Source organism: Vitreoscilla stercoraria DSM 513 (assembly GCF_000382305.1).
GTDB lineage: Bacteria > Pseudomonadota > Gammaproteobacteria > Burkholderiales > Neisseriaceae > Vitreoscilla > Vitreoscilla stercoraria.
Window position 1 is genome coordinate 46,751 of sequence record NZ_KB908031.1, and the last position, 22,683, is coordinate 69,433.

Below are 22,683 nucleotides of genomic sequence, written 5' to 3' on the forward strand. Positions count from 1 at the left end.
AATGAAGACATTCCATGATTGATGAAAGACACTGACATGAACAACTTACATGATTTATACCAAATGGGTCGCCATTTACCTGATACCGAAACCATGCCTGTGTTTTTCTTTGGTCATGGTACGCCGATGAATGCGTTGGAATTGAATGAATTTACACGTCAATGGCGACAAATTGGTGCCAATTTGCCTAAGCCTGCTGCGATTTTGGCCATTTCAGCGCATTGGCTGACACAAGGCGGCACCGCTGTTACCGCGATGGAAAAACCGCAAACCATTCATGATTTTGGTGGTTTTCCGAAAGCATTGTTTGACATGCAATATCCTGCTTTAGGACATGCCGGTTTGGTACAAGCAACCATTCAAAACATCAGTCTGACAAAAGTGCACGAAGACATGGAATGGGGTTTGGACCATGGGACTTGGAGTGTGTTGACGCATGTGTTTCCTGAGGCGGATGTGCCTGTGGTGCAATTGAGCATTGATTATAGCCAAAATGGCGCTTATCACATTGCTTTGGGTAAGCAATTGGCGGCTTTGCGTCGCAAAGGCGTATTGATTGTTGCCAGTGGCAATATGGTGCACAACTTGCGCATGATGAGCCGCACCGCACAATTGGATGAGGCTTTTGGTTTTGATTGGGCTTGGGAAGCGAACGATGTGTTCAAAGATTTGATTGTGCAGCGTGAGTATGAACGCCTAGCTAATTGGCAAAATTTGGGCGAGGCGGTGCGTTTGGCGATTCCGACACCAGACCATTATTATCCGATGCTATACGCTTTGGGTTTGCAAGAAGCGAATGATGAATTGAGTTTCTTTAATGACAAAGCGGTGATGGGTTCGTTGACGATGACATCGTTTAGGCTTGATGCTCGAGTTTGATATTGCAAATGATTTTAAGCGTCCTGTAAAGTTTACAGGACGCTTTTTTGTGGTGTTTATATCAATTTGAGATGGATAAAATACCGCTTAAAACACCTTGACTTGACTTATCTAGGATATGGAAATTATGGTGTACACATTCTAAACCCATAATGAGGGAGAAAAACATGACACATTCCGTCCAAGCACAATTATTGCAAGAAGCGTATCGCGTGCAATTGAGCAATGGTCAACATCAATGGTGGGTGGATGAGCCTGAGAGTTTGGGCGGTGGCAATACGGCACCCAATCCAATGGAAATGTTGTTGTCGGCATTGGGTTCGTGTACGGCGGTGACCTTGAAAATGTATGCTGAGCACAAAGGTTGGGATGTGCAAGATGTGCAAGTGGATTTGAGTTTGGTAGAAGCCGATAAAACGCAGCCTAAGCAAGCCCGTTTGATTGTGCGTCAGCTGCATATTACTGGCAATTTGGACGAGGCACAAAAAGCACGTTTGTTCAAAGTGGCTGAATCGTGTCCTGTGCACAAATTGTTGGTAGGTGAGATTCAGATTCAGACCATTTTGGAAGATGGCTTTGAAGGTTTAAAGCAAGCGACTTAAGCATTTACAGGCCGCTCATCAGGGTTTTGCAGAGGAACAACCATGAACAATATCATCAATATCCGTTCTTTGAGCAAACGTTGGTATCGTTATTGGCATCCATCGGAATGGCACCACAACGATAAAATTTGGCGTTATGTGGACATCCAACGCGATGAGCAAGGGCGTTTGTGCGAGATTTCTTGTTTGGGACAAGTGGTGGAACAAATTTCTTGGCAGACATTGCAAACTCGGCAGCAGCGGGAGTTGGTCATTGTGGGCAGCGGTTTATCTGCATTGAAAATCAATTGGGATATGTTGGTTGATGTGGATGTGTTGATGGTCAATGGGGCGGTGAGTTTGCTGGATGGACGGCCACACATTCAATGTCATTATTATATGGTGATTGATCAAGGTTTTGTCCAAGATCAAATGGCTTTGATGCAGCCGATTTTACAGCGGCCTGAAGTGGTGTTCATCACCACTGTATTTTGTTTGAATAAAGTGTATGAGTTGCTTGGGCGTGATGGTGTTAAGGCGCAAATATGTATTTTGGAAGAAAGACAAAAGCCGGTTTACCAAGCCAAGCCCAGTGCTGAGATGTTGTACCAAGACAGTTTGCTTCATCCTGAACAATTGTATTGGCAAGCACATACTGCGATTGGTTTTGGTTTGGATATACAACGTGGCTTTGTGGGTGGTGGGACGGTGGTGTATCCCGCGTTGCAATGGGCTGCGGCGATGGCTTATCGGCGGGTTTTTTTGGCAGGCGTGGACATGAAACATTTTCATCAGCCCCGTTTTTATGAAACCGAACACAACCGTTTGCCCACCAAATTGGATGCGGATTTCAAAACAGTGATTGAACCTTCTTTTGCTTTGGCGGCAGTGTTGTTGCAAGCAAAAGGCATAGAGTGTTTGAATTTGTGTGTAGACAGTGGTTTGGGGGATGATATTTTCCAGCGTGTGGATGGGAATCACTATTGTGCCACCTCTATTGCCGCTTAGTTCTTTGTAAAATGGTCTTAAAAAAGCGTCCTGTAAATATTTACAGGACGCTTTTTTTGCTGCAAAACAGTGAATTATTTCACCACGTTTTGCACTTCAACAATCATTTCTTGCATTGCATTCAAACCGCCGTTCATCAAATACCAATTGTTGGTATTCAAATACACGATTTTACCGTCTTTAAACGCTTTGCTTTGTTTGATGATGTCATTGTTCATCGCCGCTTCTGCGCCGCCTGTTTTACCTGTTACAGATGCAGCACGGTCTAACACGAATAAGTAGTCAGGATTTTTTTCGGTGATGAATTCATAAGAAATGCTTTGGCCGTGGGTGCCGACTTTGATGCTAGGGTCAACAGGTGTGAAACCCATTTTTTCATGAATCAAACCAAAGCGAGAACCTGCACCAAAAGCCATTAATTTGTCGTTGTTGACCAACACAATCAAAGCGGTTTTGCCTTGGGTTTTGGCGGCAATTTCAGAAACTTGAGTCTCTAAAGTTTGCAATTTTTGTTCTGCTTCTGCTGTTTTGCCAACCACTTTAGCAATATTCAAAGTTTGCTCTTTGAAGCTAGGCCAGTAATTGGCCGTATCGATGTGGTATTGGTAGGTTGGGGCAATTTGTTTGAAGCTGTCGTTTTGTTTTTCCAAACGGTCAGCGCTGATAATCAATTCAGGTTGGTTGGATGCCAAAGTTTCCAAATTGATGTTGTTGACCGCACCAAAATCGATGTATTTGCCATTTTTAAAGCTGTCCAAGCTCGATGGTACATTCGATGCCAATGGCAAACCGATGATTTTGTCGGTAGCGCCCAAAGCCATCAATGTGTCGATGGTGGTGTAATCCAATGCGGCGATGCGTGCTACGTTGGCAGGCACAAGCGTTGTACCCAATTTACCTTGCAATTGAATTTGCTGTGCGGATGCCGTGTTGCTGGCGGTTGCTGGTGCAGAAGCTGCTGCAGTAGTATTCGCAGTTTGTTCGGTGTTGCCGCCGCAAGCACTCAAAGCGACAGCGACTGTGGCTGCCAATAAAGCAGGAATCAAGCGTTTCATTTATTCAATCCTTTGTTAAGCAATAAAATACAAACCCAAACGGTGTTCGTCGATTTGATGCACAGGCATGTGAAAGCCAAAAATGGCTTCCAATTGTTCGCTGCTCATCAATTGTTCTGAGGTGCCTGAAAAGACCAAACGGCCTTGTTGCATGGCGAAAATGTGGTCGGAATAAACGGAGGCAAAATTGATGTCGTGAATCACCACTACCACGGTTTTGCCTTTGTCACGGCACAATTGATGCAACACGCGCATGATTTGTGCTGAGTGTTTCATGTCCAAATTGTTTAAAGGTTCATCGAGCAAGATGTATTCTGTGTCTTGTGCCAATACCATCGCAATGAACGCGCGTTGGCGTTGGCCGCCAGACAATTCATTCAAATAACGTGTGCGCAATTCACCCAAATCCATATAAGCAATCGCCTCATCAATGAAACGCTTGTCTTCGGCATTCAGGATGCCTTGAGAATAGGGAAAACGACCAAACGCCACCAAATCTTCCACCGTCAAACGCAAACCCACATGATTACTTTGTTTTAAAATCGCCAATTTGCGGGCAATCTCACGGCTGTGAATGTGGCTGATGTCGGCACCATCGAGCAAAATTTTGCCCGAATCGGCGCTGAGCAAGCGACTCATCATGCCCAATACGGTAGATTTGCCCGCACCATTGGGGCCAATAAATGATGTTACCTTGCCTTTGGGAATGGACAGGCTGACATCGTCAACCACGGTTTTGTCGCCGTAGCGTTTGTTTAAATGGGAAATGTCTATTGCCATTGTTTATTCGCTTTTAAAAGCAACCAGAAGAAATACACGCCACCGACAAAATTGATGATGACATCCAACTCAGTTTTTAAATTCAAGCCGTGAAACACGATGCTTTGACCGACTGCCAACACGCACACGCTGACCAAAATCATGGCGGGAAATAAGATGCGATGGCGAAAAGTGGGCAGCCATTGTAATGTTAAATTCAAGACTAATAAGCCAAAAAAGAACATAGGCCCTACCAACGACGTCGCAGTAGCCAGCAAGATGGCCATCAAAATCATCACTTTTTTGCTGAATGATTCGTAAGCAATGCCTAAGTTGATGGCAGTATCACGACCTAAAGTTAGCACATCGAGTTGTCGTGATAAGCTGAAACTGTATAGCGTAATGGGAATGACGATGGCCGCTGCCAAAGTCAAAACAGTGGTATCCACACGATTGAAACTGGCAAAACCTGCGTCTTGCGCAATTTGAAATTCGCTTGGATCCATCAACATGCCTAAAAACATATTGCTGCTGGAAAACAGCGACATGCAAATCATGCCGACCAATAACAAGAAAAAGACGTTCTCTTTGCCTTCTTTGAAGAACATTTGGTATAAGAGCAAGGCAAAGCCTACCAAAGTCAAACAGCCAAACACAAATTGTGCGACCACATTCATACTCATTAAGGCGCTGGCACCAAAAAAGAACACAAAAGCGGTTTTGGCCAAGACGTATAAAAATTCCAAGCCTAGCGATGACGGTGTGACAATGCGATTATTGGAAACGGCATGAAACAATAATGTTGCCACGCCCAAAGCCATGCCAGTGATGACCATGGCTGCGATGGTTTTGAGGCGCAATTGCACCACAAATGGCGTCATTTGTGTGTTGTTCCAGAAGAAATAGCCTGCTAAAACCACAGCGGTGAGTATGAGCAAGCCGATTAAACGTTTAGATTCCGCCATGACGGTACCTCTTGAGTAACATGGCTAAGAATACAGCGCTGCCAATCACGCCCATCATCAAGCTGACTGAAATTTCATAGGGATAAATCACCACCCGACCAATGATGTCACACACCAATACCAACAAAGCACCCACCACCGCTGTATGCGGCAAAGTCAGCTTCAAATTATCGCCCAAATACAAAGCCACCAAATTGGGAACAATCAAGCCCAAAAACGGAATGGAGCCGACTGTGACGATGACCACTGCGGTGACAATGGACACCAATGCCAAACCCAAATTGAGTGTGCGTTTGTAATTCAAACCCAAATTGGTCGCAAAGTCTTCGCCCATACCTGCCAGTACAAAACGTTGTGCATACAAATAAGCAAAAATCAAAGCAGGTACGCTTAAAAACAAGGTTTCGTAGCGACCGCTCAAAACGCTGGAAAAGTCGCCTTGTAGCCAAGCATTGATGTTTTGCAGCAAATCAAATTGCAAGGCAAAAAATACCGTAATAGCGCTGATGATGTTACCAAACATCATGCCAACCAAAGGCACAAAAACTGTATCACGGTGTTTTAAGGTGTTTAAAATGGCCATGAAAATCAAAGCACCGACGAAGGTAGTGGCGATTGCCAAAGATGTTTGCAACCAGCCTGTGGCAGCGGGTAACATAATTAAGGCGAGTAAGACACCGAACCTTGCCGAATCTTCTAAGCCTGCGGTGGTGGGCGAGACAAAGCGGTTGCGGCTTAAACTTTGTAAAATCAAACCAGAAACGCTTAAGCTTGCGCCTGCAATGAGAATGGACAATAAGCGTGGCAAGCGGCTTTGGGTGAATAAAAGCCAATCTTCAGGCCGCCCCGCCAGCAAACCCGATAAGCTGACATTGCCCACACCAATGAAAATGGATGTTATGCCAAGTAAGAAGGTAAGCGGAAGTAAAAAACGCAGTTTCAACATGGTTTGCCCTTAACTCGACTTGTACCAAGCCGCTAATGTGGGCAAATGAATCGCAGTGAAAATCAAGATAGCCTCAATAGATGAACCCGAACTGTGCATGAACATTGAGCGGGGCAATAACAGATAATGAAAACAATCTGAATATCAAAGCCTTGTATTGGGCTCAATGGTCGCTGCGTGGATAGGGCTGGTTTCTAATTAATAATCGTTCTCATTATAGCGCAGCTTTGCCGCTTAGCCTAGACAAGAAATAAATCAAATCAGTATTGTTTCAATGTTTACAGGACGCTTGAAGCGTCCTGTAAACATTGTGGCTTACTTAAAAGCGATAAGACACGGTGGCTTTGATATTGCGACCCATTTCATAGTCGGTCAATGGATTCAAAGGGTCTTGTTGGCGTGCGCTTTGTGAGACATAGAATTTGTCAAACACATTGTACACACCCAAGCTTGTTTCCAAGCCTTTGAAGCTGCCGCTTTGTGGTTTCCAATGCACGCTGATGTCGCTGATGCCGTAACCGGGTTTTTCTGCATTGTGGCTGGTGTAACGGCGTTGGAAGGTTGAATCCCATTGTGCGCTGATGCCTGTGCCAATCCAGTCATATGCCAAAGACACATTCCATTTGGCACCCATGTCGCGGCCAATGGCGGTGTTGTTGGCAGAAATGCCATCATACAAATCAATGTCAGATTTGCTAAAACCAACACTTGTGCGCCAGTTTTCGTAACGGTAACGTGCGCTCGCTTCAAAACCTGTGATGTCGCCTGAGCCGATATTTTTGCGGTCTAAGCTGTTGCGTGGACCTGAAACCGAGATGATGTTGTCGTAGTTGGCTTGGAAGTATTTCACCTGCAAACTCAAATCGTCGTCACCCAATAATTGGCTTTTGCTGTATGACAAGCCGATTTCTTTGTTTTTGCCTTTTTCCGCTTCCAAAGTGTTCAAATCGGTGTTGTTGGCATAAGACAAGAACATGGCGTTCATTGTGTCAGGTGCGCGGAACAAGTCGGTGTAAGAAGCGTAAGCTTTCAGGCCGTTGTCAAATTGGTAAGCAATTTCCAATGCTTTGCTGACATTGTCATAGTCACGAGAGCCGCTCACAGGGTTTTCTAAACGGTAATGGTCGTAACGCAAACCCGGTGTCACGCTGAAATTGCCCACATTCAAACGGTCTTCGACATACACAGAATGCAAGCGTCCGCTTTCGCCTTGGCTGATTTTGCCCGTGTAAGCATCTTGTTTTTGGTTTTCAGTGTCAAAAAACTCATAACCGACACGCATGTTGTGATTGACTGAGCCTGTATCGAAAACCGATGTGTTGGTCAAGGTGCCGCCAACGGTTTCAATTTCCAATTTGGACAACCAATTTAAAGCACTCACGCCAACGTATTTTTGGGCATCTTTACCGTTATTCAATTGGATTTTGGTGCGATAAATCTTCGCTTCCAAATCGATCCATTCGTTGGCAGATGGATTGTAAGCATAGCCCAAGGTTTGGGTGTCGCGGGTGTATTCTTGATCAATCAAAGGGTTGAATTGATTGCTGTTCAAATCATTGTGTGGAAATTCCATGCGCGCAGGATACAGGCCGCTCAAATCATTGCGTTCGGCTGACACCGTGATTTTTTGTTCAGGCGTGATGTTCCAGCCCGCTTTAATCAAATAATCGATTTCTTCGCCATCGCCGCCTAAAGGACGGTTGTCGCCTGATTCACCCAAATTCATCGATTTGTAGTTGACATAACCCAATACGTCGGTGTTGTCTGTTGGGCGACCAAAGAGCATGACTGAGTTTTGCCATTGGTTATTATTGGTGGCGTAGCTGGATTTGACTTTGCCGCCAAAGCGTTCTTCATTGTTCAATAAATCTTCAGCGCTGACGGTGGTAAATTGTACCGCCCCGCCCAAAGCACCCATGCCCGCAGACACCGAATGACTGCCAACATCCACGTTCACACGTTTGATCAAATCGGTATCAATTAAGGTGCGGCCATTGTGATGGAAAATGGTGCCCAATTGGCGCGCGCCATCGACGGTGATATTCAAACCTGTTTCGCCAACGCCGCGCACTTGGATTTGCTGGTTCATGTTGTTGGTGCCACCGACGTAAACACCGGGAATGTCACGCAATACATCACGAATGCTGTCGGCTTGGCGCACGCTGACTTTATCGCTGTTGATTTGTGAAGGCGATTGATTGGCCGTGACAGTGATAGCACCTAAATCGGTATCGTTGTCAGAGGCGGCATCGTTTGCATAAACAGAAGTGCTTAAGCCTAAAATTAAAAATGCGATGGGGCGCAAAGAAGTAGAGAAACGGGACATGGTCGGACAAACTTGTTTGGGAATCAAAAGAGGACATTATTCTAATACAGATGATAATAATTTTCATTTTAAAAAATTGATAGTGTGTATAAATGGTTTCAAAATGTTGTGACTCAGCTGGTTTGTTGACACGAATAACTGCCGATGGGAACGTTTCAATGTTATATTCGTCATGCGTATTGTATATAGGTGACGGATAAGGGCGGCAAGTTGGTTAATTTTTATCATTTATTGGGCGTGGGTGTGTATGCACCAACTGAAACCATCGCAACCATGATTAAGCTCAAACGCTTGCAAAACCAAATACCTGTGGAGGTATTGGATAAGGCAGAGGTGTGGTTGCTCAATACGGATATGCGTCAGCGTTATGACAGCAAACTGCGTCAAAAACAGCCTGATGTCTTTATGCAAACGGCAGCAACTTCACGCCAAACACCATCGCAAGCGGTGTTGGAGCGTCCTGTCAATGCGCAAGCGGCCAAACCACGAAAAGTAGGGCGTTGGTATTTGTTAGGATTGATTGTTGTGTTGGCTGCGTTGTGGTATGCGTTCACATTGCCGTTATTGGGTTTGGTGACACCTGCGTCTTGGCAAGCTATCGGGCTGAAAGAGTTACAAACCGAGGCGCAATGGCATCGCACGCCACAAGCTTTGTATTTGACTGAGCAACAGCATGAGCCGCAATGGTTGTGGGTGTGGCAACAAGATGGCAGCTTGGCTTTGATGCCTTTGGAGCATCAAACGACAGTTTGTGCAGCAGAGCAAACCGAATGTCGCATTACCGTTCAATTGGGTGATGAGAAACCTCAAACTTATCCTGTTCAAGCGACCGAACACACATGGAAGTTGCAATCGCCTGCCGATACAGTGGCTTTGTCATTGCGTTTGCAACAAGAGCAGCGCATGACCATTACTTGGCAAGACCAAGAGCGACCTGCGGTGTTTCAGGCCGCTGTGTTTCCAAGTGAGTTTTTGGTGGATGGCGCCACTCAATAAATGGTCATTGTGAGCATGATGTCAAAACGCCCATTAAGGGCGTTTTTTATAGCAGCAACATAAATAGTTTCAGCCATTAAATTCAATGTGAAAAAGCTTACAGGACGCTGGGGTTAAAAGTATTTGAGTTTTGATGTGGATTAAGTTTTAAGAGGCAATAAAGATTATAATAAGTGCTGCTACACCATACTGATGTATGGCAAAACCATAATAATGAACTTAAGGAAGACCCTCATGTTAGACCAGCAAACCATTAACATCATCAAAGCCACTGTTCCTGTATTGAAGGAGCATGGCGTTACCATTACCACGACTTTTTATAAAAACTTGTTTGCCAAACACCCTGAAGTACGTCCTTTGTTTGATATGGGTCGCCAAGAATCTTTGGAGCAGCCTAAGGCTTTGGCGATGACGGTATTGGCGGCAGCGCAAAACATTGAAAATTTGCCAGCTATTTTGCCTGCGGTCAAAAAAATTGCAGTCAAACATTGTCAAGCAGGCGTGGCAGCAGCGCATTATCCGATTGTCGGTCAAGAATTGTTGGGTGCGATTAAAGAAGTATTGGGCGATGCCGCAACCGATGACATTTTGGACGCGTGGGGCAAGGCTTATGGCGTGATTGCAGATGTGTTTATTCAAGTGGAAGCAGATTTGTACGCTCAAGCGGTTGAATAAAGTTTCAGGCCGCTTTCAGGACATAAAAAACGCACCATAAGGTGCGTTTTTTTACGTCTGATATTTACACAGCAGCAGTTTGGCTGTTGGCCAAAACTTGGGACAAATATTGCCCTGTGTAAGAGCCCGCCGTTGCTGCGACGTCTTCAGGTGTGCCTTGGGCAATGATGCGTCCGCCACCATCGCCACCTTCAGGACCCAAATCAATGATGTAATCGGCGGTTTTGATGACATCTAAATTGTGTTCGATGATGACGATGCTGTTGCCTTTGCCTTTTAAGCGTGTGATAACTTCTAGCAATAAAGCGATGTCGGCAAAATGCAAACCTGTGGTTGGTTCATCCAAAATGTACAAAGTGCGGCCTGTATCGCGTTTGGACAATTCCAATGCCAATTTCACCCGTTGCGCTTCACCGCCTGATAATGTGGTCGCGCTTTGACCCAAACGCACATAACTCAAACCCACATCCATCAAAGTTTGTAATTTGCGTGATAAGGTGGGAATGGCTTCAAAAAAAGCATGCGCTTCGGCAACCGTCATTTCCAATACTTGGTGAATGTTTTTGCCTTTGTACAAAATTTCCAAAGTTTCACGGTTGTAGCGTTTGCCGTGGCAAACCTCACACGGTACATACACATCGGGCAAGAAATGCATCTCTACTTTTAAAACGCCATCGCCTTGACACGCTTCGCAGCGGCCGCCTTTGACGTTGAACGAGAAGCGACCGACGTTGTAACCGCGTTCACGTGAAACAGGCACGCCTGCAAACAATTCACGAATCGGTGTGAATACACCTGTATAGGTTGCAGGGTTGGAGCGGGGCGTGCGTCCAATTGGGCTTTGGTCGACATTGATGACTTTGTCCAATTGCTCCAAGCCTTGAATCTCGGTATAAGGCGATGGCTCGTCTTTGGTGGCACGGTTCAAATCACGCGCGGCGATTTTGGCCAAAGTGTCGTTGATCAAAGTCGATTTGCCGCTGCCTGACACGCCTGTGATGCACGTCATCAAACCTAAGGGCAATTCCAAAGTCACATCTTTCAAATTATTGCCCGAAGCACCTTTTAAGACCAATATGCGTTCTGCATCTTTAGGCGTGCGTTGTGCTGGAATGTAAATTGCTGCTTTGCCACTTAAATAGCGTCCTGTAATCGATTGCTCGCATGCGGCGATTTTTTCAGGTGTATCGGCAATCAGTACCGCGCCGCCCAATTCACCTGCGCCAGGACCCATATCCACCACATAATCGGCCGCACGAATGGCATCTTCGTCATGTTCGACCACAATCACACTGTTGCCCAAATCACGCAAATGTTTGAGCGTGCCAAGCAAACGGTCGTTGTCACGTTGGTGCAAACCAATAGACGGCTCATCCAAGACGTACATCACGCCAGTTAAACCCGAACCGATTTGGCTGGCCAAGCGAATGCGCTGCGCTTCGCCGCCTGATAAGGTTTCAGCAGAGCGGGCGAGTGACAAATAATTCAAGCCGACATTGATTAAAAAGCCTAAGCGTTCGGTGATTTCCTTCAAGACTTTTTCGGCAATTTGCTGTTTGTTGCCGCCCAAATCCAAGTTTTGGAAAAAATCCAAAGTTTTGCTCAAAGGCCATGCGCTGATATGGTGTAAATTTTCGCCACCGACATACACAAAGCGGGCTTCTTTGCGCAAACGTGCGCCGCCACAAGTGGTACAAGCGCGGAAGCTTTGGTATTTGGCCAATTCTTCACGCACCGTTTGCGAATCGGTTTCACGGTAACGGCGTTCTAAATTGGGAATCACGCCTTCAAAAGCGTGGCTGCGGTTGAATGTTGTGCCTTTGTCATTTAAATATTTGAATTCAATGACTTCTTTTCCTGAGCCATATAACACCGCTTTTTGGGTGGTTTTAGGCAAATCTTCCCAAGGTGTATTGATGTCAAAATCATAATGCTTGGCCAAAGACACAATCATTTGATGGTAAAACTGATTGCGTTTGTCCCAACCTTTGATAGCACCTGCTGCCAAAGACAATTCCGGATGAATGACCACTGCCTCTTCATCGAAATACATCATTGTCCCTAAGCCATCACAAGTGGGGCAGGCACCAACAGGATTATTGAAACTGAATAAGCGTGGCTCCAACTCCATCAAGCTGTAAGCACATTTCGGACAAGCAAATTGCGCTGAAAACCAATGTTCAACATCGGTGTCCATTTCCAAAGCCAATACCCGATCGCTACCATGGCGCAATGCTGTTTCGATGCTTTCAGCCAAGCGTTGTTGCATATCAGGACGCACTTTGATGCGGTCTATCACCACATCAATATGGTGTTTTTGATTTTTATTCAGGACGGGCAATTCATCGTCTAAAGAATAAGTGGTGCCATCAATGCGCACACGCGTGAAGCCTTGCACGCGCAAATCATTGAACAGTTCGACAAATTCGCCTTTGCGTCCTGAAACCGCAGGTGCCAACAACATGATTTTGGTGTCTTCAGGCAATGCCAAAATACTGTCGACCATTTGCGAAACGGTTTGGCTAGACAAGGCGATATCATGCTCAGGACAATGTGGTGTGCCAACACGAGCAAACAACAAGCGCAAATAGTCGTGAATTTCGGTCACTGTGCCCACAGTCGAACGTGGATTGTGCGAAGTGGATTTTTGTTCGATGGAAATCGCAGGCGAGAGGCCTTCAATCAAGTCCACATCGGGTTTGTCCATCATTTGCAAAAACTGACGCGCATAAGACGACAAGCTTTCCACATAACGACGCTGTCCTTCGGCATACAAAGTATCAAACGCCAATGAGGATTTGCCACTGCCTGATAAGCCCGTAATCACCACCAATTGGTGGCGTGGAATGTCCAAATCGATGTTTTTTAAATTGTGCGTGCGTGCGCCGCGGATGCGGATGTAGTCGGTCATGGCGAAATTTTTAACTTAGAGGGAAACCCAATATTGTAACATTTTTCAGCTTAATGAGCTGTTGCGATAGGTGAATTTTATGGTTGAAATAGCAAGTAAAATTGAGGTGTGTTTGTAAAATTTGGGTATTAAGCGAATGTATACATTTTGCTTTTTTGATGAACATAAACATGTCAGTTCTATGCAATGCTGAACAGGATTTTTATCTATATCAAATTAACACCATGATGGTAAATGACAGTTGCAATGGAACGGCTGATTCATTGCACAGGTCATATATTCAGATTCTATATTGACCATTGTGACGAGGAGGCTTCATGATTAATGCCAAATTAGTGGGAGGTAGTGCTGCCAAACACCAACGTGCTACGGGTACAGATTTGATTGTGCCTATTGACGCGGTGGTGGAATATTACGATTTGAATCGTGCTACTTCTGAGCCGACAGATATAGATGCGGACACAGAGCAACCTGCCAGTGTTGAAATGCGAGTGGAGCGATTCAAACACGTGCGCACCGAGCAAGACCCTGATATGGGAACGATTGAAATTTATGAATTTCAAGAAGTGTTAGACATTCAAAGTAACGCCCCGCCTAAAATTTAAAGCCATTTTAAAAATGGATGACATGGCTTATATCTTATTTTGTATACAATCAGAAAAGCGATGTGCCATTGATAGCCAGCTTTGAAGTTGTCAAAACAAGCGTCCTGTAAACCTTTACAGGACGCTTGTTTTTGTTTGTATTGGGATGATAAATGACAATATACTGAATGAAATCAAAATAGGGGCGACGGTTAGACATGCAACAAGGTAATTATCAGCACATTGAGGAAATCAAAAGCGTTTCCGATTACATGAGATATTTGGAAAGTTTAACGATTGAAAAAACGCACACGCTGTTTTTTCGTGGCAGTGCAAACCATGAATGGGAAAACAAACCATCGATTTTTCGAAAGGCAAAACCAGAATCCATTCATGAATTTGTCTATAACGAAGACCATTTGTATTACGACACTTTGGCACGCTGTTCAGACAATTTTAAGCATTGTGATAACACGTTTGAAAATTTGGTGATGATGCAGCATTACGGCATTCCAACACGCTTATTAGATATTACAGAAAATCCTTTGGTGGCATTGTATTTTGCGTGTGCAGGTCATGAAAATGACGATGCCAAAGTTGATATTTTTCAAGTTGAAAATACTGAAATCAAACGTTATGACAGCGATACGGTGGCGATGTTGGCGAACGTGGTGAAAATGCCGAGTGAGTTTGATTTGAAAAGCATTCAATTGATGCAGCAAGTGGATTTTTTTTCATCAAAAATATTTGATAACTCCATTGATGTAGACAATTTTTCAGATGAAAAATATAAAGAGGCTAATCAAAAGTTAATGGATTTGAGAAATGAGATTGGATACATAAATTGCTTTAATGGTTTGGTTGAATTTATACATAATAGTAGATTTTTTGTAGACAAAGATTTACAAGAATGTCTTTATTTAAAAAAGAAATTGCCAAATTTAGTTGAAATTGAAAATCATGCTAAAAATGGTATTGAAAAAGATTTAAAAATATATTTTCTTGAAGGTTTAGAGCAAGATATAAAGTGGCTGACAAAGTGGTTAGATTGGTTAAGTAGGGTTGTAAGTCGAAATTCTGTTAATTTAAATATCGATGAATTAATGATATTTGGTGAAGATTGGGCTCAAAAATGTAAAGTAATAACAGAATTATCTTTAAGAGAAAACGAGATTGATAAGGGTATTATGCATCAATTATTTAATATAATTAAATATTTTGAATTAAATTCAAAATGTTACAATCACAGCAAAGCTAAGGCTGCTTTCAGAAAATACACAGCTTACATTCAATCTGAAAAGCCTTATTTTTTAACTGAGTTGATGAAGCTTGAAGACATTGCGAAAGTGGTTTGCGTCAAACCCAAACAAGACAATCCACACATCATTCGCCAAAGTGGCGCATTTTTCATCTTTGGGATTAATGAAGAAGCACATGATAAATTGAGCGCGCCCAGCATTCCTGACCAATATTTGTGTCGTCAAAACGGTAAAACCATCTGCATTCATATTCCCAAAGACAGTAAATCCACCATCTTAAAACAACTCAAAGCCCTAGCCATTTCCGAAGGCACTTTGTTTACTGACATTGAAAAAGTGGCGGCAGATTTGAAAGAAAGATATGGAAAATAACGGTTTGTGACAAAGCAAGCGTCCTGTAAAGGTTTACAGAACGTTTGTGGCTTTATCCAATATTCTATGATGCCATGTATATTAAAAATACATATGACCGTTTGGTTTACAGGCCGCTTATTTGACCACACGCGTCAATTCGCTCCATTGTTTTTGCAAGCGTTTGACAGACACGGGATAAGGCGTTTTCAGCTCTTGGGCAAACAATGACACACGCAATTCTTCGATGTGCCAACGGAATTGTTGCAATGCAGGGTTGATGTCTTGATTGTTGCGCTTTAACGCATCCAGATGTTGTTGCCATTGTTGGGTTAAGGCTTGAATATCCCGCTCACGCTCGGCATCGCGCGCCATATTGGCGCTGTATTTGTCCATGCGCAAATTCATGGCTTTTAAATAACGCGCCAAATGCGGCCATTGGCTCCAAGGCGTTTGGCTGACAAAACCGTCGTAAATCAAAGCATTCAATTGTTGTTGCAACACATTTTTTAAAGGGTGTTTTTGCAAGCGTTGTATCAATGGTGCGTATTCTTGCGCCACTGCCAGCAAATATTGGTTCAAAGCCTCTTTTACCGCAGGCAAACGGCTGCGCGCGCGTTTGATTTGCTCTTTGAAATCTTTTTCGTCCCGCGGCAAATCATCATCGCCAATAAACGCCCGTTGGCAAACAGCGCGAGTGATGTCTTCACGCAAAGCATCCACACCCAAATGTTTGAGCAACATCGCCACTTGGGTAAACGATGCCAAGCCTTTGTTCAAATCTTTGATGTGTTCTTTGAGTTGGCGGCTCATTAATGCAATCACGCCATCAAAATGCGCTTGTTCGGCAGCCAAAGCCGTATCAAACAATTTCAAAGCAATGCTGCCATCGCTTTGCACTTGCAAGCCTAAAAAGCCGGTCAATTGTTGCTTGCCGCGCGCAAATTTAATCGAATCGGGTAATTTACCTATGTTCCAATTGGTGATGTGTTCTTTTTCAAATTCGTTGGCGTTGTCGCTGAAGGTGACGGCGGCGGCGTGACCGAGTTTTTGTTGTAAGGCGAGCAAATCTCGACCTATGCCCAATTCTTGCCCGCCATCGTCAATCACACGAAGGTTGAAATGACAGTGATTTGGCAATTCTGTTTGCGCCCAAGCATCGAAATCAATCTGCTCTAAAATGCGCACATCGCCAAATTCACGCACAATGAATTGTGCCAATTGCGGCAAAATCGCTTCGTTTTGATTCGGTTCACGCGCCAAAAAACGGGTGATAAAATCAGGCACAGGCACGCACACGCGACGCACTTGTTTGGGCAAAGCCTTAATCAACAATTGCAGTTTTTCACGTATCAAACCTGCAACCAACCATTCCAATTGCACCGCATCCAAACGATTGAGTACAGGCAAAGGTACCGTCATGGTCACGCCGTCCAAAATATGGTGCGGCTCAAAGCGATAAGTCAATTTGAATGCGCCGTCCGCAGTTTTGTAGGTTTTGGGAAATTGCGCATCGGTAATGTGAGAAGCAGAATGCTGCATCAAATCATCGCGACTCAAATACAAACTTTGCTCGTCGCCATCTTGTTTGAGCCAAGCATGGAAAGAGGCAGCATCAACAATCGGATGCGTTTTTTTACCATTGGTATGCGTTTCGGGAATTTGCTGTTGGTAAAAATCAAACAATACTTCATCGTCAACCAACACATCTTGCTTGCGCGATTTGTGTTCCAAATCGGCAATGTTTTTGATGAGTTTGGCATTGTGTTTGAAAAAAGCGTCCTGAAAATTCGCTTGCTGTTCTACCAATGCGCCGCGTATGAACAATTCGCGTGCTTCTTGTGGTGCGATGCGGCCATAGCTGACCAAACGGCGTGGCAAAACAGTCAAACCGTACAAAGTCACCCGTTCGGAAGCCAACACTTCGCCACGCTCTTTGGACCAATGAGGCTCAAAATAGTGTTTTTTGACCAAATGTGGCGCTTCGATTTCGATCCATTCTGGATTGATTTTCGCCACATCACGCGCATACAGCTTAGTCGTTTCGGTCAATTCCGCCGCCATCACCCATTTTGGTTTGGCTTTGAACAAATTGGAGGCTGGGAACAAATGAAAACGGCTGCCACGCGCGCCTTGATACTCGTGGCTTTCAGGCGATTTCAAACCCACTTGCGCAATCAAACCTGTGAGCAAAGCACGGTGGATTTGGTCATAACTGGCTTCCGCGCCGCCGTGTTGCAACATTTTGTGTTGCGTTTTGGCGTCGACTGCATGTTCATTTTTATTGGTTTTATAAGCAGGTTTGTGACTTTTGTCAGGAGCGGCCTGAATGTTAATGGTTTTATCGCTGTGCACCATTTCTTTGGGCAATAAATCCAAATCACGGGCAGTTTGTTGTAATTGTTGGTGCAGTTCACGCCATTCACGCATGCGTGGCACACTCAAAAAGTGTTGCTGCAAAATTTGCATGGTTTGCTTGTAAGATTTTTGTGCACGCGTGCTTTGGAAAAATTCCCACAAATACAAATACGATAAAAAATCGGATTCTTTGTCTTTGAAGCGTTCGTGCATTTTATCTGCCGCTTCACGGGCTTCAAACGGGCGTTCGCGTGGGTCTTGTATCGACAAAGCCGACACAATAATCAGCATTTCCGGCATACAATTGAGGCGTTTGGCTGCAAGCATCATGCGTGCGATTTTGGGGTCGACAGGCAGTTTTGCCATTTGTTCGCCCAACTTGGTCAAGCGGTTGTTTTCACCCACTGCACCCAATTCCAATAACACCTGAAAACCATCGTTAATATAACGTTGATCGGGCGCTTGCAAAAATGGAAACGCTGCCACATCGCCCAAATTCAAGCTGACCATGCGCAAAATCACCGCTGCCAAATTGGAGCGCAGAATTTCCGGATCGGTATATTCAGAACGGGTATTGAAATCTTCTTCAGAATATAAGCGTATCGCCACACCTGCGGCAACCCGTCCACAGCGTCCTGCACGTTGGCGTGCGGCCGCTTGAGAAATTTTTTCCACATGCAATTGTTCAACTTTGGCGCGCGCTGAATAGCGTTTGACCCTTGCCAAACCTGTGTCGACCACAAAGCGGATGCCCGGTACAGTGAGCGATGTTTCAGCGATATTGGTGGCTAAAATCACCCGACGACGTTGACCGTTGGGATGGAAAATTTGGTGTTGCTCTTGCGCAGACAAACGTGCAAACAAAGGCAATACATCTAAGTTGCGGCGATTGCCTTTGCGCAAGGCTTCGGCTGCTTCGCGGATGTCTTTTTCACCTGCTAAAAACACCAAAATGTCGCCATCTCCCAAACGGCACAATTCGTCCACCGCATCGACAATGCCATCCATCAGCGTCATGTCTTCTTCGTCTTCGTTGGCATCGTCGCCCAGCGGCCTGTAACGCATTTCAATCGGGAATGTGCGGCCTGAAACCTCAATCACAGGGGCTTTTTTACCGTTGATGGCAAAGTGTTCGGCAAAGCGTTCTGAATCGATGGTGGCTGAGGTGATGATGATTTTCAAATCAGGGCGGCGCGGCAACAAATTTTTCAAATAGCCGAGCAAAAAATCAATGTTGAGGCTGCGTTCGTGCGCTTCGTCAATGATGATAGTGTCATATTGGGTCAAGTAGCGATCGGTTTGGGTTTCGGCGAGCATAATGCCGTCGGTCATCAATTTGATGTGGCTTTCAGGACGGGTTTTGTCGTTAAAACGCACTTTGTAACCGACTGCTTGGCCAATTTCCGAACCCAATTCTTCAGCAATGCGTTCTGCCACTGCACGCGCAGCCAAACGACGCGGTTGCGTGTGACCAATCAAACCTGCCACGCCACGACCCAATTGCAAACAAATTTTTGGCAATTGTGTGGTTTTGCCTGAACCCGTTTCACCTGCCACAATCACCACTTGATGCTTAGCAATGGCGGCTTTGATGTCGTCCAATTTGTCATGTACGGGCAAATTTCCCGTATAACTTGGCTTAGGCAAAGTGGCGAGACGTGCCAAAAAGCGTTCGTGCGACCGTGCGTATTTTTGTTCTACTGCGGCTTGTCCACCAAATTTTTCAGGGTGTTTACAAGCTTGCTGTAAAAAATGACGGTCGCGGCTGAGGGTTTGTTTCAAATCAAATGACATAAGGTGGCTTATTGCTATTAAGGCTGGATAGATGGGGATTAGGTGGCACAATTCAAAGCACCGACAACACATTTGCTATTTTAACCGTTGTCATCCAATTTGTCTGTGTTGTTGTGTGAGCTTTGGGTTTTGAAATTTGGGTGAAATGACCGTGAAATCATTGGAGATGTGGCTTTTAAGGTTTATATTCTATACAACACATATCCCAATCACCTTTTTAAATTTAAAGGAGTGGCAGCATGCATATCAAAATATCATCGTTTTTGGTGGTCAGTGCGTTATTAAGTGGTTGTGGTGGCAACCCTGCACATCAGCTATCCACATCAGCGCAATCTGAAACCATGGCTCGTAACTTGGCACCACAAGCGATTCATGCTGCTGCCGCACCTTATATGCCAGAAGTGGCAACCGCATCGGTTCAAGACACCGAACGTTATGGTGAATTGGTAGACAATCCTGTTAAAGAGGTCAGTCGCGAGCCCATTTCCACTTTCAGTGCCGATGTGGACACAGGTTCTTATGCCAATGTGCGGCGTTTTTTAAACCAAGGACAATTGCCGCCAAAAGATGCTGTGCGAATGGAAGAATTGATCAATTATTTTCCATTGGATGCCAAATTGACGGCACACAAACCACATCCTTTTGCGTTGGAAACGGAAGTGGTGGATTCGCCTTGGTTACAGGACGCTAAAGTGTTGCGCATCGTGATGCAAGCACAAGAGCAGAAAAAAGAAGCCATGCCGCCTGCCAATTTGGTATTTTTGGTCGATGTGTCAGGCTCAATGGATGACAACAACAAATTGCCGTTGGTGAAGCAAACTTTGCGTTTGTTGACCGAGCAATTGCGACCGCAAGACAAAGTGACTTTGGTGGCGTATGCCAGTGGCACACAAGTTCACATCAGTGGTGCCAATGGTCGGGATAAAAACGACTTGCTCAAAGCGATAGACCAATTGCGTGCCAGTGGCAGTACGGCTGGAGCGGACGCGATGGAGGTGGCGTACAAACAAGCGCAAAAACACCATATTAAAGACGGCATCAATCGCATTTTGATGATGACAGATGGCGACTTTAATGTGGGTACGGTGGATTTTAATACCTTAAAAAGCCGTGTCGAGCAGCAGCGTAAAAGTGGCGTGTCTTTGACCACTTTGGGTTTTGGTACGGGCAATTACAATGAGCATTTGATGGAACAAATGGCCGATGCTGGTGATGGCAATTACGCTTATATTGACAATGAAAAAGAGGCCAAAAAAGTGTTGCAACAGCAGTTGACCTCGACTTTGTCGACAGTGGCATCTGATGTCAAAATTCAAGTGGAATTCAATCCTGCCACGGTGTCACAATACCGCTTGATTGGTTATGAAAACCGTTTGCTCAAGCAAGAAGATTTTAATAATGACAACAAAGATGCAGGTGACATTGGTGCAGGGCATACGGTGACGGCTTTGTATGAGTTTGTGCCACAAGGCGTCAAAGGTTGGCTCAATACTTCGCGCTATCAAAACCCTGCGCCATCCCAAGGCGATAAAGCAGAATATGCCCATGTGAATGTGCGTTACAAACCAGTGGGAAAATCCACCAGCGTGTTGCTAAGCCGTCCTGTACTCGTGAGCAGCAAAGCCTTAGCACAAGCCAGCAACGACACCCGTTTTACCATTGCGGTGGCCACTTATGGACAATTGTTGCGTGGCGGTGACATGGTGGGCAAACGCACATGGTCGGATGCGTCTACATGGGCGAAAGAGGCTAAAGGCAAGGATGAGTTTGGTTTGCGCCAAGAATTGGTGGAATTGATTGGCAGGGCGCAAAATTTATCTGCCAACCAAGCCAATTGAAATCAGCCTTCATCATCTTAAGGCCGTATATAATATGTATTTGAAATAGCAAACAACAAGCGTCCTGTAAATGTTTACAGGCCGTTTGTTGCAGATTAAAAGCTTATTGGGCGGCAATGGCTTGGGCAGCCAAAAAGCCGGTTGTCCACGCATTTTGGAAGTTAAAGCCGCCAGTGATGGCATCGATGTCCAAGACTTCGCCTGTGAAATACAGATTTTCATGCAATTTGCTTTGCATGGTTTTGAAGTTGATTTGTTTCAAAGCCATGCCACCTGCGGTGACAAATTCTTCCTTGAAAATGCTTTTGCCATGGATTTGAAACGTGCATTGCGTCATTTGTTCGGCCAATTGTTGCAATTGTTTTTTGTTGGCGTCTGCCCAAATTAAGGTTTCGGCAATGCCAGATGCTTGCACCAAGCTGTGCCACAAGCGGTTAGGAATGTGGTGTTGTGGGTATTTGCTGATGGTTTTTTTCGGATGCTCTTGTTTGAATGCCAACAATTCTTCGATGATTTCATCATGTGTATATTCTGCCGTCCAATTAACAACCAACTCAAATTGATAATTCACATCGGCCAACGCCCGCGCGCCCCAAGCCGACAAGCGCAAAATCGCAGGACCGCTCATGCCCCAATGGGTAATCAACAATGGACCTTTCGCTTGCAAGTTTTGCCCTTTGATTTTGACATTGACTGGGTTGGCAGCCACGCCCATTAAGTCTTGCAAGCGTTTGTCTTTGGTATTGAACGTGAACAAAGATGGCACAGGTGGCACAATGTCATGTTCCAATGTCGCCATCATTTCCCACACTTTGGGATTGCTGCCTGTGGCGACCACCACCTTTTGGGCGCTGAACAAGCCTTTATTGCTCATCAATTGCCACACGCCTTCTTGTTGGTACAGACTGTGAACGGTGGTGCTGGTTAATACTTGTGCGTTTTGAGTCGCTTTAATCAAGCAATCAATGATGGTTTGTGAGTCGTCTGACTCTGGGAAAATGCGCCCATCTTCTTCAATTTTCAAACGCACGCCACGGTTTTCAAACCACGCCATCGTGTCGCCTGTACAAAACGAATGAAACGGGCCTTTCAATTCGCGTTCGCCACGCGGGTAAAACTTGGTCAATTCATTCGGTACAAAACACGCATGCGTCACATTACAACGGCCACCGCCCGAAATTTTGACTTTGGACAAAACGTCTTTGCCGCGCTCTAAAATGGCGATGCTCAAATCAGGTCTGAGCTCAGCCAATTGAGCCGCTGCAAAAAATCCCGAAGCGCCGCCGCCGATGATGATGGTGTCAAAATGTTGTGACATGTGTGTAAAAACCTTTGTGAATGGACTGGCCATATTTGAAACAATGAGAAAGGCGTATTTTACGTTTGTTTGGCATCGGT

At 45.0% G+C, this 22,683-nt stretch carries 16 protein-coding genes; 8 read left to right on the forward strand and 8 right to left on the reverse strand.

Annotation, left to right across the window (positions count from 1 at the left end; all coding sequences use genetic code 11):
• The first annotated feature begins 36 nt into the window (after positions 1-36).
• The 3 genes from ygiD (at position 37) to H150_RS0110660 (ending at position 2,468) form a co-directional block, all read left to right on the forward strand.
• A complete protein-coding gene (gene ygiD, locus H150_RS0110650; RefSeq protein ID WP_155970555.1) occupies positions 37-879 on the forward strand; it encodes a 4,5-DOPA-extradiol-dioxygenase in 843 nt (280 codons plus the stop codon).
• 167 nt (positions 880-1,046) lie between these two features.
• The gene (locus tag H150_RS0110655) at positions 1,047-1,481 is read left to right on the forward strand and encodes an OsmC family protein (RefSeq protein ID WP_019959052.1); all 435 of its coding nucleotides are present in this window, start codon (positions 1,047-1,049) and stop codon (positions 1,479-1,481) included.
• Between the two features lie 42 nt (positions 1,482-1,523).
• Complete coding sequence (locus H150_RS0110660) at positions 1,524-2,468, forward strand: hypothetical protein (RefSeq protein ID WP_019959053.1); 945 nt, start codon at positions 1,524-1,526, stop codon at positions 2,466-2,468.
• Positions 2,469-2,542: 74 nt separating this feature from the next.
• Here the strand turns inward: H150_RS0110660 and H150_RS0110665 are convergent, their stop codons facing one another.
• From H150_RS0110665 to H150_RS0110685, 5 genes are all read right to left on the reverse strand, one after another.
• The gene (locus H150_RS0110665) at positions 2,543-3,523 is read right to left on the reverse strand and encodes a siderophore ABC transporter substrate-binding protein (RefSeq protein WP_019959054.1); all 981 of its coding nucleotides are present in this window, start codon (positions 3,521-3,523) and stop codon (positions 2,543-2,545) included.
• 15 nt (positions 3,524-3,538) lie between these two features.
• Positions 3,539-4,303: an iron ABC transporter ATP-binding protein gene (locus tag H150_RS0110670; RefSeq protein ID WP_019959055.1), complete on the reverse strand. Its 765-nt coding sequence runs from the start codon at positions 4,301-4,303 to the stop codon at positions 3,539-3,541.
• Positions 4,294-5,247 (reverse strand): iron chelate uptake ABC transporter family permease subunit, encoded by a 954-nt coding sequence (locus H150_RS0110675; RefSeq protein ID WP_019959056.1) that lies wholly within the window; start codon positions 5,245-5,247, stop codon positions 4,294-4,296. Before H150_RS0110675 ends, H150_RS0110670 begins: the two co-directional genes overlap by 10 nt.
• On the reverse strand, positions 5,234-6,193 hold the full coding sequence (locus H150_RS0110680) for an ABC transporter permease (protein ID WP_019959057.1): 960 nt from the start codon (positions 6,191-6,193) through the stop codon (positions 5,234-5,236). The genes H150_RS0110675 and H150_RS0110680 overlap by 14 nt, the downstream gene beginning before the upstream one ends.
• Positions 6,194-6,512: 319 nt before the next feature.
• On the reverse strand, positions 6,513-8,519 hold the full coding sequence (locus H150_RS0110685) for a TonB-dependent receptor domain-containing protein (protein ID WP_026353656.1): 2,007 nt from the start codon (positions 8,517-8,519) through the stop codon (positions 6,513-6,515).
• Between the two features lie 210 nt (positions 8,520-8,729).
• Between H150_RS0110685 and H150_RS0110690 the strand changes: the two genes are divergently transcribed.
• Together H150_RS0110690 and vhb are read left to right on the forward strand one after the other, a co-directional pair.
• Positions 8,730-9,515, forward strand: coding sequence for a hypothetical protein (locus tag H150_RS0110690; RefSeq protein WP_019959059.1), 786 nt, complete (start codon positions 8,730-8,732; stop codon positions 9,513-9,515).
• Positions 9,516-9,749: 234 nt separating this feature from the next.
• Positions 9,750-10,190, forward strand: coding sequence for a hemoglobin Vhb (vhb, locus tag H150_RS0110700; RefSeq protein ID WP_019959060.1), 441 nt, complete (start codon positions 9,750-9,752; stop codon positions 10,188-10,190).
• Between the two features lie 64 nt (positions 10,191-10,254).
• Here the strand turns inward: vhb and uvrA are convergent, their stop codons facing one another.
• The gene (gene uvrA, locus H150_RS0110705) at positions 10,255-13,101 is read right to left on the reverse strand and encodes an excinuclease ABC subunit UvrA (RefSeq protein ID WP_019959061.1); all 2,847 of its coding nucleotides are present in this window, start codon (positions 13,099-13,101) and stop codon (positions 10,255-10,257) included.
• A gap of 317 nt (positions 13,102-13,418) precedes the next feature.
• On the opposite strand from uvrA, the gene H150_RS0110710 reads away from it, so the two are divergent.
• Together H150_RS0110710 and H150_RS14840 are read left to right on the forward strand one after the other, a co-directional pair.
• The gene (locus H150_RS0110710) at positions 13,419-13,706 is read left to right on the forward strand and encodes a hypothetical protein (protein WP_019959062.1); all 288 of its coding nucleotides are present in this window, start codon (positions 13,419-13,421) and stop codon (positions 13,704-13,706) included.
• Between the two features lie 197 nt (positions 13,707-13,903).
• Complete coding sequence (locus H150_RS14840; RefSeq protein ID WP_019959063.1) at positions 13,904-15,316, forward strand: FRG domain-containing protein; 1,413 nt, start codon at positions 13,904-13,906, stop codon at positions 15,314-15,316.
• 117 nt (positions 15,317-15,433) lie between these two features.
• Here H150_RS14840 and hrpA read toward each other — a convergent pair whose 3' ends face one another.
• On the reverse strand, positions 15,434-19,447 hold the full coding sequence (hrpA, locus tag H150_RS0110720) for an ATP-dependent RNA helicase HrpA (RefSeq protein WP_019959064.1): 4,014 nt from the start codon (positions 19,445-19,447) through the stop codon (positions 15,434-15,436).
• Between the two features lie 239 nt (positions 19,448-19,686).
• Between hrpA and H150_RS0110725 the strand changes: the two genes are divergently transcribed.
• Complete coding sequence (locus H150_RS0110725; RefSeq protein WP_019959065.1) at positions 19,687-21,285, forward strand: vWA domain-containing protein; 1,599 nt, start codon at positions 19,687-19,689, stop codon at positions 21,283-21,285.
• A 103-nt stretch (positions 21,286-21,388) separates the two neighbouring features.
• Here the strand turns inward: H150_RS0110725 and H150_RS0110730 are convergent, their stop codons facing one another.
• Positions 21,389-22,603, reverse strand: coding sequence for a BaiN/RdsA family NAD(P)/FAD-dependent oxidoreductase (locus H150_RS0110730; RefSeq protein ID WP_019959066.1), 1,215 nt, complete (start codon positions 22,601-22,603; stop codon positions 21,389-21,391).
• Positions 22,604-22,683 lie beyond the last annotated feature (80 nt).

Coding starts and splice junctions, on each gene's coding strand:
- ygiD (WP_155970555.1), top strand. CDS start 37: ATGAACAACTTACATGATTTATACCAAATGGGTCGCCATTTACCTGAT.
- H150_RS0110655 (WP_019959052.1), top strand. CDS start 1,047: ATGACACATTCCGTCCAAGCACAATTATTGCAAGAAGCGTATCGCGTG.
- H150_RS0110660 (WP_019959053.1), top strand. CDS start 1,524: ATGAACAATATCATCAATATCCGTTCTTTGAGCAAACGTTGGTATCGT.
- H150_RS0110665 (WP_019959054.1), bottom strand. CDS start 3,523: ATGAAACGCTTGATTCCTGCTTTATTGGCAGCCACAGTCGCTGTCGCT.
- H150_RS0110670 (WP_019959055.1), bottom strand. CDS start 4,303: ATGGCAATAGACATTTCCCATTTAAACAAACGCTACGGCGACAAAACC.
- H150_RS0110675 (WP_019959056.1), bottom strand. CDS start 5,247: ATGGCGGAATCTAAACGTTTAATCGGCTTGCTCATACTCACCGCTGTG.
- H150_RS0110680 (WP_019959057.1), bottom strand. CDS start 6,193: ATGTTGAAACTGCGTTTTTTACTTCCGCTTACCTTCTTACTTGGCATA.
- H150_RS0110685 (WP_026353656.1), bottom strand. CDS start 8,519: ATGTCCCGTTTCTCTACTTCTTTGCGCCCCATCGCATTTTTAATTTTA.
- vhb (WP_019959060.1), top strand. CDS start 9,750: ATGTTAGACCAGCAAACCATTAACATCATCAAAGCCACTGTTCCTGTA.
- uvrA (WP_019959061.1), bottom strand. CDS start 13,101: ATGACCGACTACATCCGCATCCGCGGCGCACGCACGCACAATTTAAAA.
- H150_RS0110710 (WP_019959062.1), top strand. CDS start 13,419: ATGATTAATGCCAAATTAGTGGGAGGTAGTGCTGCCAAACACCAACGT.
- H150_RS14840 (WP_019959063.1), top strand. CDS start 13,904: ATGCAACAAGGTAATTATCAGCACATTGAGGAAATCAAAAGCGTTTCC.
- hrpA (WP_019959064.1), bottom strand. CDS start 19,447: ATGTCATTTGATTTGAAACAAACCCTCAGCCGCGACCGTCATTTTTTA.
- H150_RS0110725 (WP_019959065.1), top strand. CDS start 19,687: ATGCATATCAAAATATCATCGTTTTTGGTGGTCAGTGCGTTATTAAGT.
- H150_RS0110730 (WP_019959066.1), bottom strand. CDS start 22,603: ATGTCACAACATTTTGACACCATCATCATCGGCGGCGGCGCTTCGGGA.